The sequence below is a fragment of the Mycobacterium sp. NGS64 genome (assembly GCF_059812245.1).
The window spans coordinates 601,069-626,500 of sequence record NZ_JCALCI010000001.1 but is presented as its reverse complement, the minus strand read 5'-3'; the positions used below and the strand labels follow the sequence as shown (position 1 = coordinate 626,500).

Here is a 25,432-nt window from a genome sequence, read left to right as displayed (position 1 = left end):
CCGAGCGATGACTGGGACCCGATCGCCCAAGTTGTTCGAATCGCTGGCCGCCGATCTGCGCGCCGAGGTCGACGGCGAAATCCGGTTCGACCCGGGGTCGCGCGCGACCTACTCCACGGACGCCTCCAACTACCGGCAGGTGCCCATCGGGGTGGTGCTGCCGCGCACCCCGTCGGCCGGCGCCGACGCGATCGGCGTGTGTCGCCGCCACGACGTGCCGGTCTTGTCGCGCGGCGGGGGCACCAGCCTGGCCGGGCAGTCCTGTAACGCCGCGGTGGTCATCGACTGGAGCAAGTACTGCACGCGGATCGGGTCGGTCGACACCGAAGCGGGAATCGCCGTGGTGGAGCCGGGCATCAAGCTCGACGTCCTCAACGACCGCCTGAAGTCGGCGAACTGGATGGTGGGTCCCAAACCCTCCACCCACGTCAGCTGCGCCATCGGCGGGATGATCGGCAACAACTCCTGCGGCTCCAGCGCCCAGGCGTACGGCAAGATGGTCGACTCGGTGCGCCGCCTCGAGGTGGTGACCTACGACGGTCTGCGGATGTGGGTCGGGCCGACCGGCGACGACGAATTCCGCCGCATCCTCGACGAAGGCGGCCGCAGGGCCGAGATCTATCGCGGCCTCAGGGCGATCGCCGAGCGGCACGCCGACGAGATCCGGTCGCGCTATCCGGACATCCCGCGGCGCGTCTCGGGGTACAACCTCGATTCGTTGTTGCCGGAGAACGGCTTTCACGTCGCGAAGGCGCTGGTGGGCTCGGAGAGCACCCTGGTCACCGTGCTGCGCGCGGAGCTGCAGCTGGTCCGGCCGCCGGCGGCGACCGCGCTGGTGGTCCTCGGCTTCGACGACATCGGAGCCGCCGCCGACGCCGTGCCGGCCGTGCTCGAGCATGAGCCCGCCGCGCTGGAGGGCCTCGATGACCGCCTGGTCGAGCTCGAGCATTCGCGGCGGCTGGCCGAGAAGGCGCTGCGGGAGCTACCGGACGGCAACGCCTGGCTGATGGTGCAGATCGACGGCGACGACCAGGACGACGCCGACCGCAAGGCCAAGTCGATGATCCACGCCCTGCAAAAGCACGTGCACACCGAAGCCACCGTGCTGGACGACCCCCAACGCAAGCAGGAGGTGTGGGCCGCTCGCGAGGCCGGCCTCGGCGCCACCGCATACCCGCTCAACGAGCCCGAAACCCACGAGGGGTGGGAGGACGCGGCCGTGCCGCCGGACCGGCTGGGCGACTACCTACGGGATTTCCGCAAGCTGCTCGAGCGCTACGACTACGCGAGCGCGTCGCTGTACGGCCATTTCGGCCAGGGCTGCGTGCACACCCGCATCCCGTTCGTGCTGCGGACCGCCGAGGGCATCGCCAAATACCGTTCCTTCGTGGAGGATTCGGCGCGGCTGGTGGTGGATTACGGCGGCTCGCTGTCCGGCGAGCACGGTGACGGCCAGTCGCGCGGCGAGCTGTTGCCGATCATGTTCGGCGAGAGCGTGGTCAAAGCCTTCGAGCAGACCAAGGCGCTGTTCGATCCGGACAACCGGATGAATCCCGGCAAGGTCGTGCACCCGTACCGGCTCGACGAGAACCTGCGCTTCGGCGTGGATTACCGCCCGGCCGAACCCAAGGTCATGTTCTCCTATCCCGATGACGACCACCGCTTCTCGCGGGCGGCCGCGCGCTGCGTCGGGGTCGGCAAGTGCCGCGGCCACGAATCGGGCGTGATGTGCCCCAGCTATCGGGCCACCGGCGAGGAGGAGCACTCCACCCGCGGGCGGGCGCGCCTGCTGTTCGAGATGCTGCAGGGTGACGTCATCACCGACGGTTGGCGATCCGCCGAGGTGCACGACGCGCTGGATCTCTGCCTGGCGTGCAAGGGCTGCCGCAGCGACTGCCCCGTCGACGTCGACATGGCGACCTACAAGGCCGAGTTCCTGTTCCATCACTATCGCGGCCGCTTCCGGCCGATGGCGCACTACTCGATGGGCTGGATCCCGTTGTGGGCGCGCCTGGCCGCGGTGGCGCCGCGCGCGCTCAACACCGTGGCGCACGCGCCCGGGTCGTCGACACTGCTCAAGAAGGTCGGCGGCATCGACCCGCAGCGCGAGTTGCCCCGCTTCGCCGACGAACGGTTCACCGCGTGGTTCGAGCACCGCACCCCGGCCGCCGCGGTGTCGGCAAGGGGGCCGGCAAGGGGCCGGGTGGTGCTGTGGCCGGACAGCTTCGTCAACAACTTCGAACCCGACGTCGGCAAGGCCGCCGTGGCCGTGCTGGAGTCGGCCGGGTTCGAGGTCGAGGTGCCGCGGCGCACCGTGTGCTGCGGGCTGACCTGGATCTCCACCGGGCAGCTCAAGGTCGCCAAACGCGTTCTGCGGCGCACGCTTACGGCGCTGCGTCCGGCGCTGCGGACGAGCACACCGGTGGTGGTCCTGGAGCCCAGCTGCGCCGCGGTCTTCCGATCGGACCTGCCCGAGCTGCTGTTCGGCGACGAGGACGCGCACCGGCTGGCCAAGCAAACCCGCACGCTCGGCGAGTTGCTGGCCGAGAAGGCGCCCGACTGGGAGCCGCCCCAGATCGGCGCACACGCGGTGGTTCAACAGCATTGCCACCAGCACGCGATCCTGGGCTACACCAAGGACAAAAAGATGCTCGCCGATGCCGGCGTGGACGTGGACGTCCTCGACGCCGGATGTTGCGGCCTGGCCGGCAATTTCGGTTTCGAGAAGGGCCACTACGACGTCTCGGTGGCATGCGCCGAGGACAAGCTCATACCAGCCCTGCGCGACGCCGACGCCGACGCGCTGGTGCTGGCGGACGGATTCAGTTGCCGCACCCAGATTCGCGCGCTCGCCACCGACCGGCGCCCGATGCACGTGGCGCAGGTCCTGGCCAACGCCCTAACCGAGCCCTAACCGAGCGCCGAACGCGCGCTGCGCAGGTCGTCGACGAATAGCTGGTAGGCCTCGTCGTGGGAGTCGCTGCGGTCGCGCAACACCGACGACGGGTGCACGGTCGCGACCAGGATCGGCTCGGGCGTCACGTCGACATCGACCGCGGCAGGCAGCTGGATGACCTCGCCGCGCTGGGCGGACACCCGAAAGCTCGCTCCCAGAAGCGATTGCGCCGCGGTCGCCCCGAGGCAGACGATCACCCGCGGGCCCACCGCCTCGATCTCCGCGATGAGCCAGGGGCGGCACGCCACCACCTCGGTGCGGCTCGGCTTCTGGTGGATGCGGCGCTTGCCGCCCTTGCGGGTGAACTTGAAGTGCTTGACGGCGTTGGTCTGATACGCCAGCGTCGGATCGATCCCGGCGTCGTCGAGCGCCCGGGCCAGCAACCGCCCCGCGGGCCCGACGAACGGCAGTCCGGCGCGGTCCTCCTGGTCCCCCGGCTGCTCACCGACCAGCATGATGGGCGCGCCACGGTGCCCGTGGCCGAACACCGTCTGGGTGGCGTCGGCGAACAACGGGCAGCCGTGGCAGCGCTGGGCTGCGGTTTTCAGCGAATCCAGCCCGCGGTCCTGCGGCAGGTAGCGCGCGGCGCTGGTCTTGGGTGCGGCCATGATTCAGGCCATGATCAGCCCTTGCCCATGATGGCGTCACGGGCCCGGTCCATCATCGCCGCGAAGGGGCCCGCGGTCAGGTTCGCCGCCTGGGACTCGACGCCGGCGTGCGGCCGGGTGGGCGCGACGGCCTCGGCGAGCTTGGCGGCGCGGCCCATCCTGGCCAACTCGTCCTCGCTCAATTCCTCGCTCAGCTTGGCGAACTCGTCTTTCTCCTCGTGCTCGGCGTGATCGATCACGGCGTCACGGAGTTCCGTCAGATGGCGGGTGAATTCCTCGCTGTCGACGTCGAGCTTCTCGAGCTTCTGCAAGACCGTCTTGGCCTCGTGCTCCTCCTCCAGGCGCTTGTCCACCACCGCGGCGCCATCGGCGATCTTCCGCTTGGCGCGCGGGTGAACGATCTCCTCCTCCGCCGTCTCGTGCACCGCGAGCAGTCGCCGGAGCCCGACGAAGGCCTTCTCCCGCTCTTTCCCCGAGGCCGACAACGTTTCGGCGAACATCGACTTGATCAGCTCGTGCTGACCGACCAGAAAGTCGACGACGTCGGAGCGCGACTTGATGGCGTGTTCTGCCATGATGTCCCTCCCCTTTCTCACTCAGCAGCGCGCGGGCTGTTGCGCGCTCCCTAGCGGCTACCCGAGGCACACAGGTACCAAACGGCGCGCGTCGCGGCCACAAAAAGGCGTGTGAGGTGCGCGGTTTGGGGTAATTCTCCGAAATGAGCGGCTGGTCTCGACGGATGCGACGCCTGGGCGCGGCCTTGGCCCTGGGCGCGGTCACGGTGGCGCCGGGTTGCGCGGCGCCGGGCACGTCATTGGAGAGCGCCCCCGAGGTGGCGCTGTGGCACGTGGGCGCGGCGCTGCGGCAGCCGGTCTGGTCGTATCGCACGCACGCCCTGGTCGCGATCACCGATGACAACCGGCTGGCCGCGGTGACCGCCGGCGCCCGTCCCGACGCGGCGAACACGCGGCTGTCCGCGCCGATGCCGGTGGGTCGCAACCTGCAGATCAGCCAGAAGGACGACCGAGTCGTGTTCGTCCCGCAACCGCAGCGCGGCAAGGTGGCCGCCGTCGACCTGGAAAGCCTGCGCCAGACCGCGGATTTCGACGCCGGACCCGCTCCGGCATACCTGGCCGAGGACGCCGGGATGGGGATCTTGCTCGCCCTGTCCGCGGACGGGACGGCGGTGACGCCGGTGGACCAGTACGGCTTCCGGAAGCTGCCCACCGCCCCGGTCGGCGAGGCGCCCGCGGACAGCATCGACGGCGCCAATCGCGGGCGAAAGATCGACTATCACGTCTACGCGCCGTCGGGAATCCGCTATTACGAAGGCTTCTCGTCGCCACCGCAACACCGCGGCTCGCTGGGCATCGACGTGGCAGTCTCGGCCGGCGACGGCGCCGCGGACACCCGCAACTATGTGGCCGGCCACGACAGCAGCACCCTCTACGCGGTCGACTCGCGCCGCGGCGGCAGGGGAATGCAGGTGCTGGCCAGCGCCCGGCTGCCGTCGCCGATCCGCGAACTCGGCACCGACGACACCCGCATCTACGCGGCCACCGACCGCGAAATAGTCACGCTCGAGGCGAACAGCTTCACCGGCTTCCCGGACCAGAGCATTCCCGAGATCCACGTGACCAACTACCGGTCGGCCCTGCCCGGCGGCGCCGCGCAATCCGCACGGCCGTCGGGCATGGCCATCGGGCCGCACCGCATCTACCTCACCTTGGCCGACACGCCCTATGTGGTCAGCGTCGCCAAGCCGCACCTGTAACGCAAGGGAGAAAACGATGAGCGCGACACAAAACCCCGCACGGGCGGCGGCTGCACCGGTCGACATCGACAGCGACGTCGAGCTGATCACCGGACAGATCAGGGCGCTCAAGGACCTTGCCAAGCAGGACGACGAGGCGCCGATCAGCGAAGGGCAACGATACGACTTCAGCATCCGGTGGGGCACGGTGCTGGCCGGGCGGCTGCGACGCCTGGTGCACTACAGCTCGCTGGGCCGGCTCACGGACGCCGACGAGCGCACCTTTGCCGCGTTGCGCCACGAGCTGCGCTCGCTGTCGCACCTGATCGAGCGGTTCCGGCTCGCCGAACCGAACTTCACCGAGGGTCCGGCCCCGGGGGTTAAGCGCTTTCGTCCGCGCCGTCGCTGAGAAAGTCCCCGGCGCTCAGGACGATTCCGGTCCGCGGCTTGGCGCAGTCGCGGTTGCGACAGTTCAGCGCGATCATGTACGCGTCGCGCTCCTCGTCGAGGAAGAGGAAGCCGAGGAACAGGGCGCCGCCGACGTCGAAACCCGTTGCGCCGCAGCATTCGCAGTAGCCGCCCTTCGCCGCGATCTGTTCGGTGACCCGTTCGCGGGCGGCCGCGTCCAAGGCGATCAGCTCCGGGCGCACCATCGCGTCGGCGGTCATGTCTAGATCTCCACGTCCTTGTCGTAATGCACGTTGTCCTCCCGCCAGCCACCCAGGCCGTAGCCGATGCCGCGGTGATCGTCGACGAACTCGATCGCGCTGATCCACTTGGCCATCTTGAAGCCGACCTGAGTCTCCACCCGCAGGCGCAGCGGCGCACCGTGCTTGATGGGCAACGGTTTTCCGTTCATCTCGTACGCCAGGATCGTCTGCGGCTTGTAGGCCAGTTCGAGATCCATCACCTCGTAGAACTGCCCCTGGCCCTCCGCGCTCGGTTCGTCGCGGCCGGTGTCCTGCATCGTGAGCAGGCACAGGTAGCGCGCCTGCGGGAGCGGGCGCACCCGGTCGGCCAGGGCGGCCAGCGACAGGCCCGTCCACTCGCCGATGCTCGTCCAGCCCTGCACGCAGTTGTGCAAAACCCGTTGCCGCTGCGGCTCGGCCAGCGCACGCAGCGCGGTCAGGTCGAACGTCATCGGCTCCTCGACGAGCCCACCGACCCGCAGCCGCCAGTCGACGAAGTTGTGCACCGCCATCACCTTGTACTCGGTCGAACAAGGCGGTTTGCCGTTGACGCGGTGTTCTTCCGACAGCATCCGTTCCGGATAGTCCTGCCGGGAGTCCAACGGGCGCAACAGGATCAGCCGCGCCCGGGTGATGATCGCCCCGAGGATGCGGCGAACCTGGACCGGCTTGCGCAGGCTCCACACGGTGGCCGCGACGTGGACGGCGACGATCGCACCGATGATCACGAACGACAACACGACTCCCAGCGTGACGTTGCGGACGGAGCCGAAGATCATCGACGCGTTGAGTTGGCCCCAGCCCCAGAAGAAGACCATCGCCACGTGGATCGCGATGAACACCAAAAACGCGACGAGCCCCAGGAAGTGCAGGCTGCGGGCGGATTGCCGTCCGCCCCAGAGCCGCACGAACCAGGGAAACCGCGCCTCGATCGCGGGGGATTGTGCCGCGCCGGTGAGGATTTGGAACGGCGCGAGTCCGAAGACGACGCCCGCGTAGGTCAGCTTCTGGATGGCATCCAGCGGTTCGTTGGGCAGCAGCGGGGGCAGGTTGAACGTCGCATAGGTCAGGATGTCGTTGCCGGCTTCGACGAAGGTCGCCCACGACTGCGGCCAGTACCGATGCCACTGGCCGGTGGCGAACAGCAGCACGTAGTAGGACAACCCCACCAGCACCCAGCCGATCACCGAGATGAAATGCCAGTGCCGGCCCATGCCGAGCCGCTTGTGGCCGGGCAGGGCGATGAGCGCGCTGTAGTCCTCCTCCTCGTCGAGCGTGTCGTAGAGCCGGTCGGTCGGCATCGTCTTCGTGGTGAACCGAGCCCACTCGGTGCCGGGCTTGCTGTCCTCCCGCCAATATAGCTTGGGATGCGTGGAAAGGATCTCAATGCCGCTGCGCAGCAACAGGGTTAGGAACAGCACGTTGAGCCAGTGGTCGATGCGCAGCCACGCCGGGTAGTCCAGGGTTATCACGCGCCTGCTCAGTCCTCCCAGCGCTGGCGCTGCGGATAGGCGACGTTGATGCCCAGCAGCAGTGTGGTATGCAGTGCGAGGAATGTGCCCGCGAACGCGAACGCGAACGATGCCGGCGCGAAATCCCACCGTCCGGTCATTGCCGTGAGGGCGGGCAGATAGACCACCCGGGTGAGAACGTCGACGCCGATCACGACAACCGAAAGCAGGCTGCCGAAGTACCAACCCGCTTGTGCCACCTGGGGATTGCGGCCGATCGGCAGGGCGAGGCCGGCCAGCAGGCAACCGGCGATCACCCCCACCGCGTACACCACGAGATACCAGGGCAGTGTCCCTTGGGCGGCCTGAATGGCCAGCGCGTAGACGTGCGTTGCGCCGACGCCGACGAGCAGGATCGCGCCCAACCCGGTCACCAAGCGGGGCAGGTCGAAGGCGACGTACCCGCCGAGGCTGAGGACCCGAAACAGCCGGCTGCGGTGCCAACTTTCTGGCCACGTCTCGACGAGAAAACCCACGCTGCGCACGTACCCGGGGAAGGGTTTCTCAAACGTGGACTCATAAGAATTGCCGTTTTCGACGGAGCGCCGCCGCTCGGCTACATTCGGGGCAAGAGGCCGGGCTAAGGAGGCCACTGGCGTGAATCCTCAGGATCCTTACGGATACGGCCCGCTGAGCTACGACCCGCTCGGTCGCATGCCCCCCGCCGCCCCGCCGGTGCAACCGCCGGTCTTGCCACCGCCACCCCCAGAGCCGTACCGCCCGCCGGTCAACGCGATGGCCACCCAGTCGCTGGTGTTCGCCTTCGCGTCCCCGCCCGTCGGCGCCGTGCTGGGACACCTGGCGCTGGCCCAGATCCGCCGCACGGGCGAGCTCGGCCGAAACCGCGCGCTGGCCGCGTTGGCGCTGTCCTACGCGATCATCGGCCTCGCGGTCGTCGCCCTGGCCGCCTGGGCCACGCTGGCCGCATTCACCTCGACCCCGAATCGTTCGGCGACGCCGGCCACCACCGCCGCGGCGCCCGCGGGCCCGACCGTCGCGCCGGACGCCATTGCCACGGTCCTGCCCAGCCTCGGCGACCTGCAGACCATCACCGACGACCAGAACCTCGAGACGGGCCAGACGTGGGACCATCCCAGCAGGTCCGACCGGGAGGGAACCATCGACCGTGCGGAGTGCTGGGGAAGCATCGCCCCCGGGACCCCGGACGCCTACAACGTCGACGCCATCTTCGGCTACCGCGCGGCGGAATTCTCCGACACCCGCACCCTGCTCAAGTCGGTTCAGGTCATCGAGGCCGTAGCCGCGTTTCGCGATGCACCGGCGGCGCAATCGCAGCTGGCGAAGCTGTTGGACGGATGGCGCCGGTGCGGGGGCACGACGGTGAGCGTGACGATCCCCGAGGCGGGGGGCATTCCGTTCGCCCTGGGCGAGCCCACCGACGCCGGCAACGGCATCACCACGTTGGACCTGACGCCCAAGGGCCTGCAGGTGCGCTCCGCCCGCGCCGTCGCGGCCAAGGCCAACGTCGTGGTCGACCTGTACGTGTCGTACAGCGGCACCACCGACGGCGCCAAGGCGCGGCAATCGGCCGTGAGCATCGCCACCGCCGCGCTGAACAAGATCCCGGGATAGGGATCTCCTAAGGTGGGCGGCATGAAATATCTCGACATCGACGGGGTCGGACGGGTCAGCCGAATCGGCCTGGGCACGTGGCAGTTCGGGTCGCGCGAGTGGGGCTACGGGGAGGGCTACGCCGCCGGCGCGGCCCGCGACATCGTGCGGCGCGCCCGCGCCCTGGGGGTGACGCTGTTCGACACCGCCGAGGTGTACGGCCTGGGCAAAAGTGAGCGGATCCTGGGTGAGGCGCTCGGCGACCAGCGCGCCGAGGTCGCGGTGGCCAGCAAGATCATGCCCGTGGCCCCCTTCCCCGCCGTCATCAAGCAGCGCGAGCAGGCGAGCGCGCGGCGGCTGGGACTCGACCGCATCCCGCTCTACCAGATCCACCAGCCCAACCCGGTGGTCCCCGACTCGGTGATCATGCCCGGCATGCGCGACCTGCTCGACGAGGGCAAGATCGGCGCGGCCGGCGTCTCCAACTACTCCCTGGCGCGGTGGCGAAAGGCCGACGCCGCGCTCGGGCGGCCGGTGATCAGCAACCAGGTGCACTTCTCGCTCGCCCACTCCGGCGCGCTCGAGGACCTGGTGCCCTTCGCCGAGCGCGAGGGCCGCATCGTGATCGCCTACCAACCGCTGGAGCAGGGGCTGCTGGGTGGCAAATACGGCGTGGACAACCGTCCCGGCGGCGTTCGCGCGGTGAACCGGTACTTCGGCACCGAGAACCTGCGCCGCATCGAGCCGCTGCTGCGGACGCTGCGCGACGTCGCCGCGCAGGTCGGCGCCAAGCCGGCGCAGGTGGCGCTGGCCTGGCTGATCAGCCTGCCGGGCGTCGTGGCCATCCCCGGCGCCTCCAGCGTCGAACAGGTCGAGTTCAACGTCGCCGCCGCCGACCTCGAGCTGCCCGCGGATTCCCGCGACGCGCTGACCGGCGCGGCGCGCGCGTTCCGGCCGGTGTCGAACGGGCGCTTCCTGCTCGAGAAGGCCCGCGAGAAGTTGGGCGTTTAGGTCTCCGCGAACGCCGGGGGGCTGGCGGGGGCGCCGCGCGCCACCACCAGCGGCATCGACGTCGTCGCGTTGGTGCGCAGGATCGTGTGCACCACGTCGATGAGGTCCTCGACCGGCATCAGCTTGCCGGGCATGCAGCCGCGGGAGGCCCACAGCGGGGCGGCCTTCATGGCGAGGTCCATATCCCAGCCGGTGGTCATGCCCGTCGCCGCGTCGCCCTCGCCGCCCCCGCACTCCCCCACGATCAGGTTGGTGAAGCCGATGTCGGGGTGCTCGGCGCGCCACGCCTCGACGAGCCGCTCGAGGGCCGCCTTGCTGACGCCGTACGCCCCCAGACCCGGCCAGGGCGGGCCGTACGTGCCCGCATCGGAAGCCAGGTACACCACCTTGCCCGCCGACTCGGTCAGGCGCGGCACCGCGGCGGCCGTGACCAGCGCCGCGCCAATCACGTTGGTGTCGAAGACGCGCCGCCACGTCTCGGCATCGGTGTCGACCATGCGGACCAGCGGGCCGATGGCGGGGGTGTACACGAGGTTGTCGATCCCGCCGAACGCGTCCGCGGCCGCGCCGATCGCCGAGCGGCAGGACGCCTCGTCGGTGACATCGCACTCGATGGCGATCGCGCCGGGCCCGGCCTCATTCGCCGCGGCCTCGATGCGCTCACGGCGCCGGGCGAGCAGCGCCACCTGATCGCCGCGCTGCGCCAGGCCGACGCCGATGCAGCGCCCGAGTCCGCTCGAGGCGCCAACCACCACTGTCCTTGACATATTCGCCCTCTCCTGTAACGAGCACGCTGCAGGCAACAGCGTATCGATCAGGGAGCGGCTAGGTGACGTTCGGGCGGTTTATGTCAACCCGGTCATGCCCCGTCAGGCGCCTGCAGCACCACGGCGGTGTGCGCGTCCACCGTGAGGGCGCCTCCGCCGGGCACCTCCTCGGCGGGCGTCTCCTCCTCGGGCCCGGTGAACACCACGAGCTGCCACGCCGCACCGAATTCCTTTGGCGGAAGCGTGAATTCGATCGGCTCGTGATGAGCGTTGAAGCACAACAGGAACGAGTCGTCGAACACCCGCTGCCCCCGCGCGTCGCTGTCGGGGATGCCGTGGCCGTTGAGGAACACCGCGACGGACTTGGCGAATCCCGCGCCCCAGTCCTCGTCGGTCATCTCGGTGCCCTCGGGGGTGAACCAGGCGATGTCGGGCAGCCCGTCCTGACCGCGGCGGCCCAGCGGCTTGCCGGAGAAGAACCGGCGCCGGCGGAACACCGGGTGGTTGGCGCGCAGCGCCGACACGACGCGGGTGAACTCCAGCAGGCCGTTATCGGCTTTTGCCCAGTCGATCCAGGTGAGCTCGTTGTCCTGGCAGTAGCCGTTGTTGTTGCCGTTCTGGGTGCGGCCGAGCTCGTCGCCGTGACAGATCATCGGCACACCCTGGGAGAGCAGCAGTGTGGTCAGGAAGTTGCGCTGCTGGCGGGCCCGCAGCGCGTTGACCTCCGGGTCGTCGGTCGGCCCCTCCACGCCGCAGTTCCACGACCGGTTGTGGCTTTCCCCGTCGTTGTTGTCCTCGCCGTTGGCCTCGTTGTGCTTCTCGTTGTAGGACACCAGGTCCCGCAGCGTGAACCCGTCGTGCGCAATGACGAAGTTGATCGACGCCACCGGACGGCGCGCGGTGTGCTCGTAGAGGTCGGCCGACCCGGACAGGCGGTAGGCGAACTCGTCGAGGGTCGAGGGCTCGCCGCGCCAGAAGTCTCGGACCGCGTCGCGGTACTTGCCGTTCCATTCCGTCCACTGCGGCGGGAAGTTGCCCACCTGGTAGCCACCCGGGCCGACGTCCCACGGTTCGGCGATGAGCTTCACCTGGCTGATCGTCGGATCCTGTTGCACCAGTTCGAAAAACGTCGCCAGGCGGTCGACGTCGTAGAACTCGCGGGCCAGCGTCGCGGCCAGGTCGAAGCGGAAGCCGTCGACGTGCATCTCGAGCACCCAGTAGCGCAGCGAGTCCATGATCAGCTGCAGCGCGTGCGGATGCCCGACGTTGAGGCTGTTGCCGGTGCCGGTGTAGTCCATGTAGTAACGCTTGTCGTCGTCGACCAGCCGGTAGTAGGCGGCGTTGTCGATTCCCCGCATCGACAACGTGGGGCCCATGTGGTTGCCCTCGGCCGTGTGGTTGTAGACGACGTCGAGGATGACCTCGATGTCGGCCTCGTGCAGGGCCCGCACCATCGCCTTGAACTCCTGGACCTGTCCGCCCGGGGAAGCCGCGCTGGAGTATTTGAAGTCGGGGGCGAAGAACCCGATCGTGTTGTAGCCCCAGTAATTCGACAGGCCCTTGTCCACCAGGGTCGAATCGTTGGCGAAGTGGTGCACCGGCATCAGCTCGATGGCGGTGACACCGAGGCTCTTCAGGTGCTCGATGATCACCGGGTGCGCCACGGCCGAGTAGGTGCCGCGCAGCTGTTCGGGGATGTCGGGATGGGTCTGGGTCAGGCCCTTGACGTGCGCCTCGTAGATGACGGTGTCGGCGTACTGGTGGTCCGGCGGCCGGTCGTTGCCCCAGTCGAAGTAGGGGCTGATCACCACCGACTTGGGCATGCTGGGCGCGGAATCGTCGTCGTTGCGGCTGTCGGGGTCGCCGAAGTTGTAGCTGAAGAGCGACTGGTTCCACTCGAAGGTGCCGTCGATGGCCTTCGAATACGGGTCCACCAGCAGCTTGTTCGGGTTGCACCGCAGGCCGTTCTCCGGCTCGTACGGACCGTGCACCCGGTAGCCGTAACGCTGGCCGGGCTCGATGCCCGGGATATAGGCGTGCCAGACGAACCCGTCGACCTCGGGCAAGGGGACGCGGCTCTCCGTCCCGGCGGCATCGAACAGGCACAGCTCCACCCGCTCGGCCACCTCGCTGAACACCGCGAAGTTGGTGCCCGCGCCGTCGTACGTCGCGCCGAGCGGATAGGCCCGACCCGGCCACACCTCACCGGTGGGAGTGGGCGCGAGGTTTTCTGCGGATGTCATGCGGCTTTCCATACCCTACCCGGGCCTTCCCCAAACGGCGGTCCGGAAGGGCTTGCAGCAGAACGGTTTTCAAGGTTTTAACATGACCTTTACCGCCCCGTCCCGCTTCTTCTGGAAGATCTCATACCCGTGCGGCGCCTGGTCCAGGGGCAGCACGTGGGTGGCGAACGTGTCCACGCCCAGGGGATCGTCGTCGGTCAGCAGGGGCATGATGTCATCGACCCACCTCTTCACGTTGGCCTGCCCCATCCGCAGGGTCACCTGCTTGTCGAAGAGGGTGAGCATCGGCATGGGGTCGGCCATTCCCCCGTAGACGCCGATCAGCGAGATGGTTCCCCCGCGCCGCACGATGTCGATGGCGGAGTACAGGGCGGTGAGCCGGTCCACGCCGGCGGTCTGCATGATCCGTTTGCCGATGAAATCCGGCAACATCCCGCTGGCCTGCTGCGCCAGCCGGGCGGCCGGGGACCCATGCGACTCCATACCCACGGCGTCGATCACGGAGTCGGTGCCGCGGCCGTCGGTCAGGTCGCGGATCGCGTCGCCGAGGGGCGCGTCGAGCCGGCTCAGATCGATCGTGTGGATGCCGCGCCCGGCCGCGCGGGCCAGGCGTTCGGGCACCAGGTCGACGGCGATGACGCGATACCCGAGATGGTCGGCGATGCGTGCGGCCATGTCGCCGATGGGACCCAGGCCGAGCACGGCCACCGAGCCCCCGTCCGGGATGTCGGCGTAGGCCACCGACTGCCAGGCGGTCGGCAACACGTCGGAGAGGTAGACGAAGCGCGAATCCGGCGGTCCCTCAGGGACTTTGATGTGGGTGAACTGGGCTTGCGGGACGCGCAGCAGTTCGGCCTGCCCGCCGGGGACCTCGCCGTAGAGCTCCGAGTAGCCGAACAACGCCGCGCCCATCCCCTGGTCGCGCACCTGGGTGGTCTCGCACTGGGTGTAGAGCCGCATGTCGCACATGTGACAACGGCCGCAAGAGATCTGGAACGGGACGACGACCCGCTCACCGACCCGCAGATCGCCCGTCTGGCCGCCGACCTCCCGGACGATCCCCATCGGCTCGTGCCCCAGGATGTCCCCCGGGTTCATGAAGGCCCCGAGAATTTCGTAGAGATGCAGGTCCGAACCGCAGATGTTGGTGGAGGTGACTTCGACGATGGCGTCGGTCGGCCGCTCGATCTTGGGATCGGGCACCGATTCCACGCGGACGTCGCGCTTGCCCTGCCAGGTGACGGCTTTCATGTGCAAGGCACATACCCGTGTCGCGCCGGCCGAAACGCCGGCGCGCGGCTACGAGCGCGCGCCGCGATGCCGCGATGTCGATCAGCTTGGTGTTGGACTGCTGGGACAGCCGGGTGAGGAGTTCGAAAGCCTCGACGGCGTCGAGGTTGAAGCGCTCCATGATAACGCCCTTGGCCTGACCGATGGTGTCCCGCGACGCCAGGGCGCTGCGGAACTGGTCCTGCCGGCGCATCATCGACCAGGCCAGGGCCACGTGGGTGGCGAAAATGCCGCCGATTTCCAGTGATTCGTCCAGGACCGCCGCGTAGCGGTGGGTGGCGACCACGCTGGTGACCGTGTTGCCCCGCTCCGCAAGGGTGATCCCGGCGTACTGGCAGCCCGGCATGTGCCAAACGCCGCTCTCGATCAGTTCGCGGAGGCCAGCCGTCGTTTCGGTGCCCTCGCGCTGCAGGCTGGTCATCAGTTCCGACAACTGGACGACGACCGTGCTCTTGTCATCCGGCATTTCATCACCCCCTCGAGGGTTTTCAGGCCGCGCGCCGGCGGTGGCATACCCCCTGCGTCGACGCATAAAACGAAGCCTACGGGCCAAACAACGAAGTGCAAACACGGTAAAGGGGCGGCACGGGAGGCGCCCGCGCGCCGGATCGCCGAGCGGCTAGGTAGACCGTTGGTGGTCAACGGTTTTCGCGCCGGGTCCCGTTTTTCTTCGGGCCCGCGCCCTTGGCCGCGTTCCGCAAGGTGCGGTTGCTGGAGCGCAGGTCGGTGTTGACCGCCGAGAGCTCGGCGTTGTGGTCTTCCAGGCTCAGGATGCGGGCGATGCCGGCGAGGTTGACCCCGGCGTCGAGCAGGGCGCTGATGCGCTGCAGCCGGGCCAGGTCGTTGGCGCTGTACCGCCGGGTTCCCCCGTCGCTGCGAGCGGGACTCAAGAGCCCATGCCGCTCGTAGAGACGCAGCGACTGCACCGGGATGCCGGAAAGTTCGGCGGCCACGGAGATCCCGTACACGCCGCGGTCCGACGCCGGCGCGCCCGCCTCCCCAATGCTCTCGGTCATCGGCCGTCCCCTCAATGAGCTTCCTCAGAAAACCTCTCTATCACACTTGCGGTCTTCTGTCGATAGTGATATATGAAATCTATGTCTTCTGACATAGAAAGACACACGGGAATTGACCACTTCAGAGCCGCAGATTGGAGTGAAAGGTGACCGCCATGCTGATGCGTACCGACCCCTTCCGTGACCTCGACCGATTCGCCCAGCAAGTGCTCGGCACGGCCGCCCGGCCGGCGGTGATGCCGATGGACGCGTGGCGCGAGGGAGAACAGTTCGTCGTCGAGTTCGACCTGCCGGGCATCGACGCCGACACGCTCGACATCGACATCGAGCGCAACGTCGTGACCGTGCGCGCCGAGCGCCCGGGCGTCGACCCCAACCGCGAGATGCTGGCCACCGAGCGGCCGCGCGGGGTGTTCAGCCGCCAGCTCGTGCTCGGCGAAAACCTGGACACCGAGAGGATCGACGCGTCCTACTCCGAAGGCGTTCTGCGCCTGCGCATCCCGGTGGCCGAGAAGGCCAAGCCGCGCAAGATCTCCGTCAGTCACGGCAACGGCCACAAGGCCATCAACGAGGACGCCAACAAGCGCGAGGTGATCGACGCCTGACGACCGGCGGGTGGGGCGGCTTTCGCCGCCCCACCAAACTTGCCCACGGAGGCGGGGTTCCAACCATGAAATGGCATCTAGACGGCCAAGCGCCGGAGATCGAAGAGGCTCTGGCAGGCGGGATTCCGCAGCGGGTGGGCTGGTTCCGGTTCTACTTCGCCGACCAGCGCTGGGAGTGGTCGGACCAGGTGCAGCGGATACACGGCTACGAGCCCGGCAGCGTCACCCCGACCACCGACCTGGTGCTCGCACACAAGCACCCCGACGACCGCGGGCAGGTCGCGGCCACGATCGATCAGATCCTGAACACCCACGAGGCCTTCAGCACCCGGCACCGCATCATCGACACCGCCGGCAACGTGCGCCACATTGTCGTCGTCGGTGATCAGCTCTTCGACGACCAAGACGAGGTGATCGGGACGCACGGGTTCTACGTCGACGTTTCCCCACCTCCGCAGCAACTCGCGCAGGAGGACCTGGTCACCGCGCGGCTGGCGGAGATCAAGGAGAATCGTGCCGGCATCGAACAAGCCAAGGGCATGCTGATGCTGGTCTACCGAATCAGCGACGACGCCGCGTTCAACCTACTCAAATGGCTGTCCCAGGAGGCAAACGTCAAGCTGCGGCTGTTGGCCGAGCAGATCATCGAAGACTTCCTTGCCGCCGGCCTACCGCTCAACACACATGAATTCGACCATCTCCTGCTGACCGCGCACCAGCGCATCCGCCGCGAAAACGGCCGACCCGTCAAACGCTGACCGGTTGGCGGGCAGCCTGCACCAGCTGCGCGACGCCCTTCTCGATCCCGGCGGCGAGTGCCTCGATGTCGGGTGCGGTGTCGTAGTCGGCGGTGATGCCGAAGATGAACGCGTCGGCGTAGCTGAGCATCGCGATGCCGGTGCGCAATTGCAGGGCGATCGGCGGGATCGGGAAGATCTCCAGGACGCGGCGGCCCATCAGCTTCTGCTGTTTGCGTGGACCCGGAACGTTCGTCGCCAAGGCGACCACCGCCCGCTGGGGAAGCCGCGCCAACAGCCGAATCGCCCACGCGGAGAACACAAACGGGACGTTCTTGGCGGCCGCCACCACCGCGCTGCCGCCCTCGCGCTGGCCGCTGCCTTTGGCCCGGGTGAGCCGGCCATGCACCAGCCGCAGCTGCTCGACCGGGTCGCCCTCGTCGACCGGCAGCAACGGCAGCATCGCCGAAACCTGGTTGTCGGCCACGTCGAAGTGGTTCGTCGGGCGGACGGAGACCGGGACGAGCGTGCGCAACGAGTTGCGGGCAGGGTGTTCGCCGCGATCCATCAGCATCGTGCGGTAGCTGTCGGTGATGGCCGCCAGCGCGACGTCGTTGAGGGTCACGCCGAACGCCGCGGCGACCTCCTGCAGATCGGCCAGGCGGACCCGGGCCACGCTGAACCGGCGCATGCTCGTGACGGGCCCGTTCAGCGAGGAGTCCGGGGCGGGGCTGAACAGGCTGGCCGTCAGTTCGACCGCGCCCACCGCGACCTGTTCGGCGGTCGCCGCCGCGGCGAGTGCGCTTCGCCCGAGCCCGCTCACCCAGCTCAGCGGGTTGAGGGTGAACTTGGGCAGGCTCGGCCCGGGCCGCTGCGGCTCCTTGGCGGCGCGGATGTCGGTGGCGAAGGATTCGCGTTGGTCGCGGTCGTCGCTGAACCTCGCCAGCATCTGCGTCGTCGCGATGCCGTCGGCGATGCAGTGGTGGATCTTGGTCAGCACGGCCCAGCGGTCGTCGGCCAGCCCCTCGATGAGGTAGCACTCCCACAACGGGCGCTCGCGGTCGAGCCGGCGCTCCATCACGGCCGCGATGGTCTCGAACAGTTCGGCGTCGCCGCCGGGGTGCGGGAGCGCGAGCCGGTGCAGGTGGCGCGCGATGTCGAAGTGCGGGTCGTCCACCCATTCGGGTGCGCCGAGATCTAGCGGGTGCGTCCGCAGCACCTGCGTGCAGCGCGGGATGTCCGGCACGCGTTTGGCGAAGGCGGCGACGAACTCGTCGAAGTCGGGAACGGGGCCCTCCACGATCGACACGCCCCCGACCGCCAGGCTCACGTGCGGGTCGGAGTCTTCGACTTCGAGGAAGGTGGCATCGAGGGCGGTCAGTTGCTCCATTTCGCTACTTTCCGCCCCGCGCGCCCGCGGAGTCAGAGTCAGAAGTCCCCAACTTTCGGGGTCTAATGCCGGCTGTGCCGCGGCAAAAGCGGCCATATCGTGAGGCCCATGAGCAGGTTCAACTACGTTCGCTTCTTTGAAGAGATCGGCATCGACGACGTGCCGCTGGTCGGCGGCAAGAACGCCTCGCTCGGCGAGATGGTCCAGAAGCTGTCCGGGCAGGGCGTGCGCGTTCCGCACGGGTTCGCCACCACCTCGGGCGGCTACCAACACATGTTGGACCGCGCCGGCGCCTGGGACGCGCTGCACGCCGAACTCGACGACCTCGACCCCGACGACGTCGCCGAGCTGGGGCGCCGGGGCAAGCGGGCCCGTGAAATCGTCTACGGCGCAGGGCTTCCCGACGACCTGGCCGCCGAGATCGTGGCCGCCTACCGCCTGCTTCAGGCGGAGTATGGCGAGGACGTCAGCCTCGCGGTGCGCAGTTCGGCGACCGCCGAGGACCTGCCGACGGCCAGCTTCGCCGGCCAACAGGAGACCTTCCTCAACATCACCGGCGCCGAGAGCCTGCTCGACGCGTGCCGCCGCTGCTTCGCCAGCCTGTTCACCGACCGGGCCATCCACTACCGCATCGACCAGGGCTTCGACCATTTCAAGGTCTCGCTGTCGATCGGCATCATGAAGATGGTGCGCTCCGACCTCGCCTCGTCGGGCGTGATGTTCACCATCGACACCGAATCGGGCTTCAACGACGTCGTTTTCGTCACCGGCGCGTACGGGCTGGGCGAGAACGTGGTCCAGGGCGCCGTCGACCCCGACGAGTTCTACGTCCACAAGCCGACCTATCAGGCCGGCCACCGCGCCGTGCTGCGCCGCCTGGTCGGCGACAAGGCGGTGAAGATGGTCTTCGTCGAGGGCGGGACCAAGCAGACCACCCGCAACATCCCGACGCCGAAGGCCGACCGCGCCCGCTTCTGCGTCACCGATGACGACGTCCTCGAGCTGGCCGGCTATGCCTGCACCATCGAGCGGCACTACGGGCGGCCGATGGACATCGAGTGGGCCAAGGACGGTCTGGACGGGCAGCTCTACATCGTGCAGGCCCGCCCGGAAACGGCGGCGTCCCAGCGCAGTTCGACGACGGTGGAGACGTACGTGCTCGAGGGAAGGGGCGAGATACTCACCGAGGGCCGGTCGGTCGGCGAGAAGGTCGCGTCGGGTAGGGCGAAACTGATCGACAACCTCGAGCACCTCGCCGACTTCCAGCCCGGCCAGGTGCTCGTCGCCGACACCACCACGCCGGACTGGGAGCCGGTCATGAAGATCGCCGCCGCGATCGTCACCAACCGCGGCGGGCGCACCTGCCACGCCGCCATCATCGCGCGCGAACTGGGCATTCCAGCCGTGGTCGGCGCGGGCGACGCCACCACGAGCGTCCCGAACGGCGAGGTCGTCACGGTGTCCTGCGTCGAGGGCGATACCGGGCGGGTGTACCGCGGCGAGGTCGGTTTCCACGTCGATCGCACCGAAGTGGCCGGCCTGGCGCGGCCGCGGACCCAGATCATGGTCAACCTCGGCAACCCCGACCTCGCGTTCAAGACGTCGTTCTTACCGAATGACGGTGTGGGACTTGCCCGGATGGAGTTCATCGTCAGCGAATACATCAAGGTCCACCCGCTGGCCCTGCTGCACCCCGAAAGGGTCGGCGACGCCGAGGCTTTGCGCACCATCGAACGGCTCACCCGGGGCTACCCCGACGGCGGCGCATTCTTCGTGGAGCGCCTCTCCGAGGGAATCGGCACCATCGCGGCCGCCTTCTGGCCCAAGCCCGTCGTGGTGCGGATGTCGGACTTCAAGACGAACGAGTACGCCAGCCTCGTCGGCGGCAGCGCGTTCGAGCCGGTCGAGAGCAACCCGATGATCGGGTTCCGCGGCGCCTCGCGCTACGCCCACCCCGCCTACGCCGAGGGCTTCGCGCTGGAATGCCGCGCGATGAAACGCGTCCGCGAGGACATGGGCCTGACCAACGTCATCATCATGCTCCCGTTCGTGCGCCGGGTGACCGAGGCGGACCTGGTCCTACAGACCATGGCCGACCTCGGCCTGCAGCGCGGCCAGAACGGGCTGCAGGTGTACGCGATGTGTGAGATCCCGAACAACGTGATCCTGCTCGATCAGTTCGCAAAACGCTTCGACGGCTTCTCCATCGGTTCGAACGACCTGACCCAGCTCACCCTCGGCGTCGACCGCGACAGCGAGATCGTGGCCTTCGACTACGACGAGCGCGACGAGGGCGTCAAGGAGATGATCCGCCTGGCCGTGGAAGGCTGCCGCCGCAACGGGATTCATTCGGGGCTGTGCGGGCAGGCGCCGTCCGACTACCCGGACATGGCCGAGTTCCTGGTCCGCGCCGGCATCGACTCGATCAGCCTGAACCCCGACGTGGTGGTGATGACCACCCGCCAGATCCTCGAGCTGGAGCGCCAGGCGGTCACCCTGCAGTGACGGGCCCGCGTGTGGCCGTACGCCCTTGCGCAACTGACCATTAGGCGAGTCTCATTTGTGATAGCGTCGGCGATATCACAAATGGGGATCGCCTTATGGCCCGGATACGGAACTCATGTGGCTGATGGGATTGCGAGCGTGACACTTGCGTCGAGTCTGCGTCCAGAGCGGAAATTTTCGCGATTTGACGCTCTCACCGCAGCCTCGACGACGGCGGCTGGCGATACAGCGCGGCACCGGCGGTGACGCCCGCGCCGGCGGCGACGAACAGTACCCGGGCACCCGCCGGGAAGTTTTCGGCGGCCGGTTCGAACGCGGCGGCCAGGGCGGCCGTGTGCATGCGGTGATCGGCTGCCACGCAGACCTTTTCGTGCGCCACCCCGAGCAGACGGCTCAGCGCCGCGCGGTACTCGGGCCGGGACGGGGCGGCGACGATCAGGTCGACGTCGTCCAACCCAGTGGCTTGCGCGTCCAGGCACGCGCGCACGGCCGCGGCGGCCGCCGCGGCGAACCGCTCGTCCATGTCTGCCGAGTGATTGAATCGCAGCACATTTCGCGCGTCGGCGAATCCGACCGTCGCCGAGAACGCCTCGGTGTCCTCGGTATTGACCCAGGACACGCGGCTCAGCCCGTAGTCGTCGTCGGTCCAGTGGCACAGCAGGGCCGCGCCGGCGGCCGAGAACGGAAAGTGCTCGCTCATCCCGTGACCCGGGTCGGCATCACTGGCCACGACGAGCGCGCGGTTGATGCTGCGCGACCGCAAGAACCCGTCGACGATCTGCAGTCCGGTCAGGACCCCGCAGGCCCCGTTGGCGATGTCGAACGAGAAGGTGCCGTGCGCCCCGGCGTGCGGATCCTCCGGATTGGCCCCGATGTCGTCCTGAATCAGCGCGGCCAGCGCCGGCTCCCCCAGGTTGCGATCCCGGTAGATCCCTGCATTGACGACCAGATCCAGCTCGTCGGGATCGCACCCGGCCCGGTGCAGGCAGTCCTTGGCGGCGATCACCGCAAGGTGCAGCGCGCTGTGGCGGCCACGCAAGTGCGGGTGTGCGACGTCTATTCGATCAATGACCGTGCCCATAGCGATTCACCAAATCCTCATCCAGGGTGAGCAGGACGACGCCGATCTCCAATCCGGAAGCCAGCGCGAGCAACGCGACCCGCTCGCCGGGCCGGATGTTCCCGGCCTCGAGTTCCTCGACGAGCGCCACGGTGTGGGTCGTCGACGCCGTGTTGCCGTACCGGTCGACGGTGATCACCGCGTCGTGGCGCGGGCTGTCGCCGAACGCCTCCGACATGCGCTTCATTCCCTTGCGGATGGCCCGCGCCGAGGTCTGGTGGGTGATCACGTGATCGATGTCGTGGATCGAAAGGCCCACCGCGTCAAGCACTTCGCTCAACAGCAGCGGGGTGTTGGAGATCGCGGCCTTCTGGATGGCGCGGGAGTTGGTGAACATCCGCGCGCCCGGGTCGTGTCCCTCCGGATAGGCCAGGCAGAGCCGGCTGTAGTCGGCGACGGTGGTGAACCCGGCCAGGCCTATGCCCGCGGAGCCCGCCGGGGCCCGCTCGAGCAGGAGCGCCGCACCGGCGTCGCCCAGGGTCAGGCAGGCGAGTTCCTTGCTCATGATGTTGCGGATGTGACGGGCGGCGTTGTGGCTCAGCTGGGAGATGTACTCACCGCTGACGACCAACCCGCGCTCGACGATGCCTTGCCGGACCCAGTTGTTCAAAATGGTTACCCCGGTGAGCATCCCGGCGCACGCGTTGGACACGTCGAAGGTCATCGCCTGGGGCGCACCGATCGCGCGGGCCACGGCGCTGCTCATCGTCGGCTCGAGCCACTGGGTGAGGCCGCCGCGGAATTTCGTGATGCTGCAGCTGATCACCACGTCGAGCGCGGCGGGGTCCTGTCGCGCAGTGGCCAGCGCGTTGAGCGCCGCCGACGTGGCCAGGCTGTAGGAATCCTCGTCGCCCACCGATACCCGGCGCTCGCGGATCCCGGTGAGCCGTTCCAGGTCGATGTGGGTGCGGTGGCGCGTGGTCGCCATCAATTCGTCGGTGGTGAGCCGGGTTTCGGGCAGCTGCCGCCCGGCGCCCGCCAGCCGGGCGACGAACGGCGCCGCAACGCCCTCCCCGGCGGTCTCCATCACCAGCCAGTGCCGAGCCATCGGCGCCACCTCCTTTCAGTTCCCTCGCGATCGCGGGTCACTGCGAAACTTGAGGACCTCGGTCACTAGCCGCCGCGCGGTGGGCTCGACGTGGTAGCCGTTCGGCGCCGGCCGGCCGACCCGGATCAGCAGCTGCGGCTGGCCGGCGGTCCCGGTGATCTGCGTGATGATGTTTCGGCTCATCGACATCTCGGTCATGTGGGTCAGCGTGCAGGTGGCCAGGCCGGCCATGGTGCACTCGAGCAGCACCGCGGACAGGGCCTCGCCGCAGCGCAAGACGTCCAGCCGGGCATCCCCGTGGTGGGTGGACAGCACCAGGATCTTCGAGTGGTCGCGATCGACGGCGTCGCCCCGGTGGCCCCCGCCCGCCGGCGGGAAGGTCCGCGCCACGTCGATCTGGGCGGCCTCCGTGCTGGACACCAGGGAGCTTTCCGGCACGTGGGTGGCGTCCGACTCGAACGGCGAGGTCCACCAGCGTAATTCGGACAGGTAGGCGGCGTCGTGGCGCCGCAGTTGCTCGGTGAGCGCGGACGCCTCCGCCAGGGTCGGCCGCGCCTCCTCGGGCACCACGTCGAGCAGGACGTCGTGCGGATGGACCGCGAGGCGCAGCTGCGCCTCCACCACCGTCCAACCGGCGGGCGCGGCGAACGGCAACCGGTCGGTGCGGCGACTACGGATGGCGTCGGCACGCAGCCGTTGGGCCTCCGTCACGGCGTCGGCGGGGCAGAACTCGACGGTGGCCAGGTGATTCGGCTCGAAGGGATCCGGGAGGCGCTCGGTGGCGCTGTCCCAGCCGGCGGCGGCCATGGCGACCCGGAGATGATCGAGGACCGCGCCGCAGCTCAACGTCAGTTCCCGGCCGGTGCGGTCGGTGGCGGACATCAGCCGGCGGGGGTCGGCCCACAGCTGCAGCCGCGCGCCCTCGACCACCCACTTCCACGGCTGGCTGTTGTGCAGCGAAGGCGCCCGGCTCGCCAGCATCACGGCGTCGCGGATGACTTCGGAATCCGGCGCTTTCAAGGGCATCTCAACCACTCCACTCAAGTCTCGAACTGACCATAAGGACGTGGCTCGCATCGCTGACAGGGCCGTTGGTCCCCTACGACCGGGGCGTTCGACTCCTGGAACCGGGGCCTAAATCGTTCGGCGCCAGGCGTCGACGGCCTCGCGCGCCGAGTCCTCGACGGCCCCGGAGGTGTCGATGCGGTGCGCGGTGTCCCAGCCGGCGCGCTCGGCGGCCATCGCCGCGGCGATCTCCGGGGTCACCTCCGAATTGCCCGGCCGCCGGGTGGTGATCCGCCCGGCCGCCGTGTCGAGGGTCGACGAGCACATGAGTTCCACCGTCGCCGAGTGTGTTTCGGACGCGACGCGATGCGCCCGCGCGCGCAGTTCCGGGTCCCGCCAGGTGCCGTCCAGGATCACCGATTGCCCGTCGCCCAGCAACGACCGCGCCCGTCGCAGCGCGGTCTCGTACACCACCGCGACGTTATCCGGGCTGTAGAGCCCCTGATCCAGGACGCCGGCTTCCCCCGCGATGGTGCCGGCTTCGCGCAGTTCCCGGCGCACGTCGTCGGTCGAGATGACCTGGGCCCCAGTGCGTTCGGCGAGCGTGCGGGCGACGGTGGACTTGCCGGTGCCGGGGTTTCCGCCGATCAGGGCCAGGCGCACCGCGCCGCTGCGGAGGTGCTCGTCGGCGATCGCGAGGTGCCGGGCGGCGTCGCCGGCGGCCTCCGGCTTGCCCTGGGACAGTCGCACGCAGTCGGTCTTCGCCCGCACGACCGCGCGATAGGCGACATAGAAGTGCGCGAGCGCCGGCGGCGCCTCCCGCGCCGAGTGCGCGGCATAGCGCTGCAGGAAGTGCTCGCCCAGGTCCTTGCGGCCGAGGAACTCGAGGTCCATGGCGAGGAAGGCGGCGTCGTCGACGCAGTCGACGTAGCGAAGTTTGTCGTCGAACTCCAGGCAATCGAGCAGCGCCGGTTCGTCCTGGCCACAGAAGATGTCGTCGGCGAGCAGATCGCCGTGGCCGTCGACGATGAGCCCGTCCTCGACGCGGCGCCGGAACAGGGGGTCGCGGCCGGCGATGAATTCGGTTGCGAGCCGCCGGATTCGCGACAGCGCCGCGCTGGGCACCGTGTCCGGGTAGCGGTCCAGCTCCACCAGGTTGTCGCGCCAGCGTTTCTCGATCGCGGCCCCGTCGCCCTGCGCTTCGATCGCCGGGCCGCGCTCGGCGCGCTCGTGGAAGCGGGCCAGCACGGCGGCGATGCTGTCCAGCAGCCGTCGCACCGAGCCGTCGGTGTCGCGGCGCGCGATGGACGCCAGCCGGTCCTCGTCGCGGTAGCGACGCATGACGACGATCGGTTCGGGCGGGCCGCCGCCCGGGTCGGACAGCTGGGCGACCCCGAGGTAGCTGTCCGGCGACAGCCGGCGGTTGAGCTCGACCTCGCGGCGGCACGCGAGCTCGCGGCGCTCCGGCGTGCGAAAGTCGAGAAAGTCGGTCAGCACCGGCTTCTTGGCCTTGAATGCCCGATCGCCCGCGAGCACGACCACGCCCGTGTGGGTTTCGTGCACATCGATATAGGGCGCTCGGGTCTCGGTCACCGCTTAAGCCTCG

At 68.8% G+C, this 25,432-nt stretch carries 22 protein-coding genes and 1 pseudogene; 8 read left to right on the top strand and 15 right to left on the bottom strand.

The features are described from left to right. The first annotated feature begins 7 nt into the window (after positions 1–7). Positions 8–2,914, top strand: a complete 2,907-nt coding sequence (locus AC5Y4S_RS03085; RefSeq protein ID WP_500029660.1) for an FAD-binding and (Fe-S)-binding domain-containing protein — start codon at positions 8–10, stop codon at positions 2,912–2,914. Here AC5Y4S_RS03085 and AC5Y4S_RS03080 read toward each other — a convergent pair. Then, positions 2,911–3,564 carry a UdgX family uracil-DNA binding protein gene (locus tag AC5Y4S_RS03080; protein WP_500029657.1) on the bottom strand — a complete coding sequence of 218 codons (654 nt, stop codon included), beginning with the start codon at positions 3,562–3,564 and terminating at the stop codon, positions 2,911–2,913. The two genes, AC5Y4S_RS03085 and AC5Y4S_RS03080, sit on opposite strands and share 4 nt — an antisense overlap. 14 nt (positions 3,565–3,578) lie before the next feature. Then, positions 3,579–4,139 (bottom strand): hemerythrin domain-containing protein, encoded by a 561-nt coding sequence (locus AC5Y4S_RS03075; RefSeq protein WP_500029655.1) that lies wholly within the window; start codon positions 4,137–4,139, stop codon positions 3,579–3,581. A gap of 164 nt (positions 4,140–4,303) precedes the next feature. Here AC5Y4S_RS03075 and AC5Y4S_RS03070 point away from each other — a divergent pair, with 164 nt between their 5' ends. Beyond that, the gene (locus AC5Y4S_RS03070) at positions 4,304–5,338 is read left to right on the top strand and encodes a YncE family protein (protein ID WP_500029653.1); all 1,035 of its coding nucleotides are present in this window, start codon (positions 4,304–4,306) and stop codon (positions 5,336–5,338) included. Positions 5,339–5,354: 16 nt separating this feature from the next. After that, positions 5,355–5,726 carry a hypothetical protein gene (locus AC5Y4S_RS03065; RefSeq protein WP_500029650.1) on the top strand — a complete coding sequence of 124 codons (372 nt, stop codon included), beginning with the start codon at positions 5,355–5,357 and terminating at the stop codon, positions 5,724–5,726. Here AC5Y4S_RS03065 and AC5Y4S_RS03060 read toward each other — a convergent pair. Genes AC5Y4S_RS03060 through AC5Y4S_RS03050 form a run of 3 tightly spaced genes read right to left on the bottom strand, consistent with a single transcriptional unit; the run spans position 5,698 to position 7,993 of the window. Beyond that, positions 5,698–5,985, bottom strand: a complete 288-nt coding sequence (locus AC5Y4S_RS03060; RefSeq protein ID WP_500029645.1) for a hypothetical protein — start codon at positions 5,983–5,985, stop codon at positions 5,698–5,700. The genes AC5Y4S_RS03065 and AC5Y4S_RS03060 overlap by 29 nt on opposite strands. A gap of 2 nt (positions 5,986–5,987) precedes the next feature. Then, positions 5,988–7,478, bottom strand: a complete 1,491-nt coding sequence (locus tag AC5Y4S_RS03055) for a molybdopterin-dependent oxidoreductase (RefSeq protein WP_500029641.1) — start codon at positions 7,476–7,478, stop codon at positions 5,988–5,990. An 8-nt stretch (positions 7,479–7,486) separates the two neighbouring features. Next, positions 7,487–7,993 (bottom strand): oxidoreductase, encoded by a 507-nt coding sequence (locus tag AC5Y4S_RS03050; protein WP_500029638.1) that lies wholly within the window; start codon positions 7,991–7,993, stop codon positions 7,487–7,489. Positions 7,994–8,171: 178 nt separating this feature from the next. Between AC5Y4S_RS03050 and AC5Y4S_RS03045 the strand changes: the two genes are divergently transcribed. Both AC5Y4S_RS03045 and AC5Y4S_RS03040 read left to right on the top strand, forming a co-directional pair. Further along, positions 8,172–9,110, top strand: a complete 939-nt coding sequence (locus AC5Y4S_RS03045; protein WP_500032093.1) for a sensor domain-containing protein — start codon at positions 8,172–8,174, stop codon at positions 9,108–9,110. A gap of 21 nt (positions 9,111–9,131) precedes the next feature. After that, positions 9,132–10,100, top strand: a complete 969-nt coding sequence (locus AC5Y4S_RS03040) for an aldo/keto reductase (RefSeq protein ID WP_500029634.1) — start codon at positions 9,132–9,134, stop codon at positions 10,098–10,100. Here the strand turns inward: AC5Y4S_RS03040 and AC5Y4S_RS03035 are convergent. The 5 genes and pseudogenes from AC5Y4S_RS03035 to AC5Y4S_RS03015 all read right to left on the bottom strand — a co-directional run bounded on the left by AC5Y4S_RS03035 (position 10,097) and on the right by AC5Y4S_RS03015 (position 15,416). Next, complete coding sequence (locus tag AC5Y4S_RS03035; protein ID WP_500032090.1) at positions 10,097–10,855, bottom strand: SDR family oxidoreductase; 759 nt, start codon at positions 10,853–10,855, stop codon at positions 10,097–10,099. The two genes, AC5Y4S_RS03040 and AC5Y4S_RS03035, sit on opposite strands and share 4 nt — an antisense overlap. Before the next feature lie 104 nt (positions 10,856–10,959). After that, on the bottom strand, positions 10,960–13,110 hold the full coding sequence (gene glgX / locus AC5Y4S_RS03030; protein WP_500029631.1) for a glycogen debranching protein GlgX: 2,151 nt from the start codon (positions 13,108–13,110) through the stop codon (positions 10,960–10,962). Between the two features lie 69 nt (positions 13,111–13,179). After that, entirely contained in the window at positions 13,180–14,361 is a 1,182-nt protein-coding gene (locus tag AC5Y4S_RS03025) for a zinc-dependent alcohol dehydrogenase (RefSeq protein WP_500029626.1), read from the bottom strand. 64 nt (positions 14,362–14,425) lie between these two features. Next, a pseudogene (locus tag AC5Y4S_RS03020) lies at positions 14,426–14,866 on the bottom strand (ANTAR domain-containing protein); the annotation flags it as partial. 172 nt (positions 14,867–15,038) lie between these two features. Next, positions 15,039–15,416, bottom strand: a complete 378-nt coding sequence (locus AC5Y4S_RS03015; protein ID WP_500029623.1) for a MerR family transcriptional regulator — start codon at positions 15,414–15,416, stop codon at positions 15,039–15,041. Positions 15,417–15,571: 155 nt separating this feature from the next. On the opposite strand from AC5Y4S_RS03015, the gene AC5Y4S_RS03010 reads away from it, so the two are divergent. Both AC5Y4S_RS03010 and AC5Y4S_RS03005 read left to right on the top strand, forming a co-directional pair. Further along, the gene (locus AC5Y4S_RS03010) at positions 15,572–16,021 is read left to right on the top strand and encodes an Hsp20/alpha crystallin family protein (RefSeq protein ID WP_500029619.1); all 450 of its coding nucleotides are present in this window, start codon (positions 15,572–15,574) and stop codon (positions 16,019–16,021) included. Between the two features lie 65 nt (positions 16,022–16,086). Continuing rightward, a complete protein-coding gene (locus AC5Y4S_RS03005; RefSeq protein WP_500029617.1) occupies positions 16,087–16,779 on the top strand; it encodes a PAS and ANTAR domain-containing protein in 693 nt (230 codons plus the stop codon). Here AC5Y4S_RS03005 and AC5Y4S_RS03000 read toward each other — a convergent pair. Further along, positions 16,769–18,148 carry a WS/DGAT/MGAT family O-acyltransferase gene (locus tag AC5Y4S_RS03000; protein ID WP_500029615.1) on the bottom strand — a complete coding sequence of 460 codons (1,380 nt, stop codon included), beginning with the start codon at positions 18,146–18,148 and terminating at the stop codon, positions 16,769–16,771. The genes AC5Y4S_RS03005 and AC5Y4S_RS03000 overlap by 11 nt on opposite strands. Positions 18,149–18,256: 108 nt before the next feature. On the opposite strand from AC5Y4S_RS03000, the gene ppsA reads away from it, so the two are divergent. Continuing rightward, positions 18,257–20,653, top strand: coding sequence for a phosphoenolpyruvate synthase (gene ppsA / locus AC5Y4S_RS02995; RefSeq protein WP_500029613.1), 2,397 nt, complete (start codon positions 18,257–18,259; stop codon positions 20,651–20,653). Positions 20,654–20,846: 193 nt separating this feature from the next. Here the strand turns inward: ppsA and AC5Y4S_RS02990 are convergent, their stop codons facing one another. From AC5Y4S_RS02990 to AC5Y4S_RS02975, 4 genes are all read right to left on the bottom strand, one after another. Beyond that, positions 20,847–21,734: a 3-oxoacyl-ACP synthase gene (locus tag AC5Y4S_RS02990; RefSeq protein WP_500029611.1), complete on the bottom strand. Its 888-nt coding sequence runs from the start codon at positions 21,732–21,734 to the stop codon at positions 20,847–20,849. Then, positions 21,718–22,821, bottom strand: a complete 1,104-nt coding sequence (locus tag AC5Y4S_RS02985) for a 3-oxoacyl-ACP synthase III family protein (protein ID WP_500029609.1) — start codon at positions 22,819–22,821, stop codon at positions 21,718–21,720. Before AC5Y4S_RS02985 ends, AC5Y4S_RS02990 begins: the two co-directional genes overlap by 17 nt. Positions 22,822–22,836: 15 nt before the next feature. After that, on the bottom strand, positions 22,837–23,847 hold the full coding sequence (locus AC5Y4S_RS02980; protein ID WP_500029604.1) for an Acg family FMN-binding oxidoreductase: 1,011 nt from the start codon (positions 23,845–23,847) through the stop codon (positions 22,837–22,839). A gap of 108 nt (positions 23,848–23,955) precedes the next feature. Further along, positions 23,956–25,419 (bottom strand): bifunctional aminoglycoside phosphotransferase/ATP-binding protein, encoded by a 1,464-nt coding sequence (locus tag AC5Y4S_RS02975; RefSeq protein WP_500029602.1) that lies wholly within the window; start codon positions 25,417–25,419, stop codon positions 23,956–23,958. Between the last annotated feature and the right edge of the window lie 13 nt (positions 25,420–25,432).

Excerpts from the sequence above, each read along its gene's own strand:
- AC5Y4S_RS03085 (WP_500029660.1), top strand. The coding sequence starts at position 8 with ATGACTGGGACCCGATCGCCCAAGTTGTTCGAATCGCTGGCCGCCGAT.
- AC5Y4S_RS03080 (WP_500029657.1), bottom strand. The coding sequence starts at position 3,564 with ATGGCCGCACCCAAGACCAGCGCCGCGCGCTACCTGCCGCAGGACCGC.
- AC5Y4S_RS03075 (WP_500029655.1), bottom strand. The coding sequence starts at position 4,139 with ATGGCAGAACACGCCATCAAGTCGCGCTCCGACGTCGTCGACTTTCTG.
- AC5Y4S_RS03070 (WP_500029653.1), top strand. The coding sequence starts at position 4,304 with ATGCGACGCCTGGGCGCGGCCTTGGCCCTGGGCGCGGTCACGGTGGCG.
- AC5Y4S_RS03065 (WP_500029650.1), top strand. The coding sequence starts at position 5,355 with ATGAGCGCGACACAAAACCCCGCACGGGCGGCGGCTGCACCGGTCGAC.
- AC5Y4S_RS03060 (WP_500029645.1), bottom strand. The coding sequence starts at position 5,985 with ATGACCGCCGACGCGATGGTGCGCCCGGAGCTGATCGCCTTGGACGCG.
- AC5Y4S_RS03045 (WP_500032093.1), top strand. The coding sequence starts at position 8,172 with ATGCCCCCCGCCGCCCCGCCGGTGCAACCGCCGGTCTTGCCACCGCCA.
- AC5Y4S_RS03040 (WP_500029634.1), top strand. The coding sequence starts at position 9,132 with ATGAAATATCTCGACATCGACGGGGTCGGACGGGTCAGCCGAATCGGC.
- glgX (WP_500029631.1), bottom strand. The coding sequence starts at position 13,110 with ATGACATCCGCAGAAAACCTCGCGCCCACTCCCACCGGTGAGGTGTGG.
- AC5Y4S_RS03025 (WP_500029626.1), bottom strand. The coding sequence starts at position 14,361 with ATGAAAGCCGTCACCTGGCAGGGCAAGCGCGACGTCCGCGTGGAATCG.
- AC5Y4S_RS03015 (WP_500029623.1), bottom strand. The coding sequence starts at position 15,416 with ATGACCGAGAGCATTGGGGAGGCGGGCGCGCCGGCGTCGGACCGCGGC.
- AC5Y4S_RS03010 (WP_500029619.1), top strand. The coding sequence starts at position 15,572 with ATGCTGATGCGTACCGACCCCTTCCGTGACCTCGACCGATTCGCCCAG.
- AC5Y4S_RS03005 (WP_500029617.1), top strand. The coding sequence starts at position 16,087 with ATGAAATGGCATCTAGACGGCCAAGCGCCGGAGATCGAAGAGGCTCTG.
- AC5Y4S_RS03000 (WP_500029615.1), bottom strand. The coding sequence starts at position 18,148 with ATGGAGCAACTGACCGCCCTCGATGCCACCTTCCTCGAAGTCGAAGAC.
- ppsA (WP_500029613.1), top strand. The coding sequence starts at position 18,257 with ATGAGCAGGTTCAACTACGTTCGCTTCTTTGAAGAGATCGGCATCGAC.
- AC5Y4S_RS02990 (WP_500029611.1), bottom strand. The coding sequence starts at position 21,734 with ATGGGCACGGTCATTGATCGAATAGACGTCGCACACCCGCACTTGCGT.
- AC5Y4S_RS02985 (WP_500029609.1), bottom strand. The coding sequence starts at position 22,821 with ATGGCTCGGCACTGGCTGGTGATGGAGACCGCCGGGGAGGGCGTTGCG.
- AC5Y4S_RS02980 (WP_500029604.1), bottom strand. The coding sequence starts at position 23,847 with ATGCCCTTGAAAGCGCCGGATTCCGAAGTCATCCGCGACGCCGTGATG.